A 4,424-nucleotide genomic window follows, 5' to 3' on the forward strand; every position below is an offset into this window, starting at 1 on the left:
GAAGCTGAAGGTCCTGAATGGGTACCTGGTGGATACACTCCTGCTGCTCCATTCTTCCACTTAACACGTTTAGTACACATGGTTGACGCATGTACAAACTGTGGTCAATGTTCCGAAGTATGTCCATGTGAAATTCCTGTAGCTAAAGTATGGAGTACTGTAAACAACAAAGTAAGAGAAATCTACGGATACATCCCAGGTATGGGTAGTGATGACCCACTTCCATTCACTGATCACGTATCCAAAGCTAAATGGTTATAATTGGGATTTTTCCCTATTATACACCTTTTCTTTTTTTTGAAATCAAAAATTAACATTGTTATATCTATATTAAAAAAATATGGAAATTAAGAGTTAAATGGTTCACGGTTGTTGATGCCGTCTATGAAAATTTCTTTCAGTCTTTCTTCACTTTCACCATTTCGCACATGTGAAATTAACTCTACAAGATTATCATTTCTAAGTAAGCAAGGTTTGATTTTTCCATCTGGGGTTATCCTTAATCTGGAGCAATTTGCGCAAAAGGTAGAGTTATCAACTGGCTTAACTACCTCGATTTCTCCACCGTCTATGTAATATTTTTTACGGCCTTGCATAAACTTACGTTCATGTACTTCATCAGCTATATCAGCCAGTCTTTCTTCAATCATATCTAATTTATAGTGATAATCAGCACTAAATTTATCATCATCACAATTTTCACTTTCGATTAATTCAATCAATTGAAGCACTATGTTGTTTTCTTTACAGAATTTAAACATGTCTTTAATCTCATTTTGGTTAATGTCCTTCATGATGACCATGTTTATTTTAACAGGATAAAGGCCTACTTCAACAGCCTTTAGAATTCCTGCTTTGGCGGATTCTAAATAATCTTTTTTAGTGATGAACTCATAAGTTTCACTATTAAGCGTATCTAGGCTAACATTTACTCTATCAAGTCCGGCATCTTTTAGGTCTTGAGCATATTTCTCAAGATATGTTCCGTTGGTTGTCATTGAAATGTCTTTAAAGTCTAAACTAGCTATTTTTCTGATAACCTCAACAATATCTTTTCTGATTAACGGTTCTCCACCTGAAAGCCTAATTTTTTTAACACCAAGGCTTTTTGCAACTTTACATATTGTATACAATTCATCGGAGGTCATTTCTTGTTTTGATGAAACCATTCCGTCGTGATGGCAATAAACGCAATTTACATTACATCTATTTGTTAACGTGATTCTAAGTGAAATGATTGGTCTTGAAAATCTGTCTTTTACAAACTCTTCAGTCATATTATCAATCTTCCACTATAATTTTGATTTTGCTAATTTCTTCATCCACTTTTAAGGAATTAATAATTGCAAAAATAGTTTCTTTTAAAATTCCTTGGGTGAATTTATTTATTTCAACGTCATGATTATTAGTTTTTAGAGTAATTTCCGCATTTTCTAATTCTTCATTGTTTATGTCAGAAATTTCAATATCAATTAAATGAACATCATCTTCGGTTTTAATTGAGTTAACCATTCCTTTAATGGAATTTGAAACAATGTTTGTTGTAAATTGATTTATATCAAGATTATTATCATTGATTAAAATACTGCAGGTTGCATCTATTTGCTGTTTGGATTTGTCATTGCTTGGAATTATAAGCTCAATCTTTCCAATGTCTTCAACGTCATATTCTTCAAGGTTTAAAGTGTTTACGACGCCGATAACACTTTGTTTTAGATAATCACTTACAAATCTATTGAGGCCAACCACATGCCCGTCAATTGATAAATAGCTAACAACATTATCCAAATCATCAACAGTCAGGTTTCCACTGCGTATCTCTTTTGCAATGGTTTCACCATTGTTGAATCCGCAGTTGTTTGCAAATAATGTATCTACAATATCGTGGCCTCTTTTTTCTATTAAATCAGCCAGTTCACTGATGCCTTTTTCATCTATTGTAAAGGAATCCACCTCTTTTATGGTGTATTCGTCTCTAACATCAGGAGATGTAATGATTTTTGGATAGTTATAGCTTTTATATCCTTCAATTATCACAAAATCAAATTCATCGAAATGTTTTAGCAGGTATAATATTCTATTGAGGTCATGTTCTTTTCTCACATTAAAAAAAGTGGTTGATCCAACACCAACAACCAGATTTGCTCCGGCCTGTTTGTGTTTCCAGGTATCTGTATTCTCCTTGTCCATTTCTATTGAATGGTGGGAATGTTTTATTGAAGCTACGTTATACCCCCTTTTTGTCAACTCTTCAATAACCTTCACGGTTAGTGATGTTTTCCCAGTATTTTTTTTACCTACAATAGATGCAATTTTCATTTAATAATCTCCTGTAGTAATATATGTTTTTAGTAATAATTAATGATTTCCCAAACATGAATGTGTAGTTACTACACATTATTTTGTCTCACCTAAAAATTTGGCTATTTTTCATGATTTTTGAGTTTTTTTTAATACTTTTTCCATGCCAAATTATTACATTTTCATGTAAAATATTCGATATTAACAAAAGTAAATATCGAATAATAATACTAAAAATTAATATTGCTAAGTTATGATTTAAATTTAACTTATTGGATGATTATACAATTGTTTTACATTTAAATAATAATTCTAATTTATTTTCAAAAATTTTTTAGTGTAGTATTCACACAGTAATATATAAAGCTTGTGTCTTAGTTCTAGTAGGCAAATATATTTATATAAGTAAACATATGTGTAATCATTACACATGGTGGTTCAAATGCCAAAACATATTGCATCTGGTTTGAAATATTTGGCTGCGGTCAAGTTGAAAGATGCTGGTGAAAGTCACCAAGCAATCGCTAATGAGTTAGGTGTTGATAGGTCTACTATATCACATTATTTGAATGGTAGCAACTTATCATGGAACTCTATTGATGTTGCAAGAACAATCACAGAGTTAACTCCTAGGGATTTCTTGATAATGGCCGAAGCTTTATTTGATGAACCAGAACAGAGTCGAAAAATTGTGAACATTTGCCGAGAAAGAAATTTCGAGGTAAATATATACGATTCTTGCATTGGTTGTGGCTTATGTGTAAATGCATGTTCAATGAAAGCTATTGAATTAGAATCATTACAAGCACATGCAGACTCCAGACAATGTTGTGGTTGTCAGCTTTGTGAAGATGAATGCCCAACTAATTCTATAAAAATTTTGGAGATTGAATAATGATTAGAAATTTAAAAGAGGTTAACGACAATAACTTTGACATTACAAGGTCAGCAGAAGAAGTTAGAAACTTGTCTTTCAATGACCACGTTTGTTTAGGTTGTGGGATTTGTGAATCCACTTGTCCTGTTGAAGCAATTACATTAAATGCAATTGCTGTAGACGCTCGTCACAGATTATCCAACGACGTCTATTTCAGTGGGCATGAAAAGATTGCTCAAAACTTCCGTGACGACTTTGATGTTCAAAGAATAAGCATTGACGAAAGTAAATGTGTATTATGTGGTATGTGCAGTGGATTATGTCCTGTTGATGCATTAGTATTAACTATTGACGGCGTACCAATCAGAGAAATCGAAGCATATCCTCATTATAATGCTTTCTCAGAAATTGATGATGATGAATGTATCTACTGTAAAAGATGTGAAGTTGCATGTCCTCGTGATGCAATTGTCATAGAAAGAGTTTTACCAAACCGTGCAGATTTAGTAACTGGTGAAATCGAAGTAGATGAAAATGAATGTATTTACTGTGGTGTATGTCAAGAATTATGTCCTGCAGAAGCTATAGTTGTTGATAACGAAACTGGAAAAGAATCCATCGTAATCGACACCGATAAATGTGTATACTGTCTTGTATGTAAAAAATCTTGTCCTACTAACGCTATCAGAGCACTTTGTAGAGCTTGTTCTTACGGTGAATATGATTTAGATCCTGCTAAAGCAGTTGTAACCGGAAACTCCGTAATTGACCCAGACCTTTGTGTATACTGTGGCTGGTGTGAAGGAGTATGTCCTACTGATGCAGCAAAACATAAAAAACCATTTGAAGGTACTTTAGAAGTAGATCAAGAAAAATGTCAAGCTTGTGGAGCTTGTGTCGATATTTGTAGTTGTAATGCTTTAGCATTCCCAGTATCCTCAGGTCCAGGTTCAAGAATGGAACACGTTGTTGCAAACCCTGATTACTGTGTAAAATGTAAAGCTTGTGCAAAAGCATGTCCTAACGGTGCAATTACTGTAACAAGAACAGAAATCGATCACACTCCTATTCAATCAGCAACATGGAATGAAGCTTTAGACGCTATTAAAGACTAGGTGATTATATGGAACTTAAAGTTAATCAAGATAATTGTTTAGGATGCGGGATTTGTGTAATTGCTTGTCCTGTAAATGCAGCTATCAGTCCTGAAAATGCTGGTGGTAATGGTGCAAAGACTGAAGAAGTT

The 4,424-nt window shown here is 33.5% G+C and carries 5 protein-coding genes and 1 pseudogene; 4 read left to right on the forward strand and 2 right to left on the reverse strand.

Going from position 1 to position 4,424, the window contains the following annotated elements:
* A pseudogene (locus ACKI32_RS05660) lies at window positions 1-261 on the forward strand (formate dehydrogenase); the annotation flags it as partial.
* An 86-nt stretch (window positions 262-347) separates the two neighbouring features.
* On the opposite strand, the gene moaA reads toward ACKI32_RS05660, so the two are convergent.
* Together moaA and mobB are read right to left on the reverse strand one after the other, a co-directional pair.
* A complete protein-coding gene (gene moaA, locus ACKI32_RS05665) occupies window positions 348-1,277 on the reverse strand; it encodes a GTP 3',8-cyclase MoaA (protein WP_407414372.1) in 930 nt (309 codons plus the stop codon).
* Window positions 1,278-1,281: 4 nt separating this feature from the next.
* Window positions 1,282-2,319 (reverse strand): molybdopterin-guanine dinucleotide biosynthesis protein B, encoded by a 1,038-nt coding sequence (gene mobB, locus ACKI32_RS05670; RefSeq protein WP_407414374.1) that lies wholly within the window; start codon window positions 2,317-2,319, stop codon window positions 1,282-1,284.
* 412 nt (window positions 2,320-2,731) lie between these two features.
* Here mobB and ACKI32_RS05675 point away from each other — a divergent pair, with 412 nt between their 5' ends.
* The 3 genes from ACKI32_RS05675 to ACKI32_RS05685 all read left to right on the forward strand — a co-directional run.
* A complete protein-coding gene (locus ACKI32_RS05675) occupies window positions 2,732-3,196 on the forward strand; it encodes a 4Fe-4S binding protein (RefSeq protein ID WP_407414376.1) in 465 nt (154 codons plus the stop codon).
* The gene (fwdF, locus tag ACKI32_RS05680) at window positions 3,196-4,293 is read left to right on the forward strand and encodes a tungsten-dependent formylmethanofuran dehydrogenase subunit FwdF (protein ID WP_407414378.1); all 1,098 of its coding nucleotides are present in this window, start codon (window positions 3,196-3,198) and stop codon (window positions 4,291-4,293) included. Before ACKI32_RS05675 ends, fwdF begins: the two co-directional genes overlap by 1 nt.
* Before the next feature lie 8 nt (window positions 4,294-4,301).
* A partial coding sequence (locus tag ACKI32_RS05685; protein WP_407414380.1) for a 4Fe-4S binding protein occupies window positions 4,302-4,424 on the forward strand: 123 nt, incomplete at its 3' end.

It is taken from the genome of Methanobrevibacter sp., assembly GCF_045611865.1.
Taxonomy (GTDB): Archaea; Methanobacteriota; Methanobacteria; order Methanobacteriales; family Methanobacteriaceae; genus Methanocatella.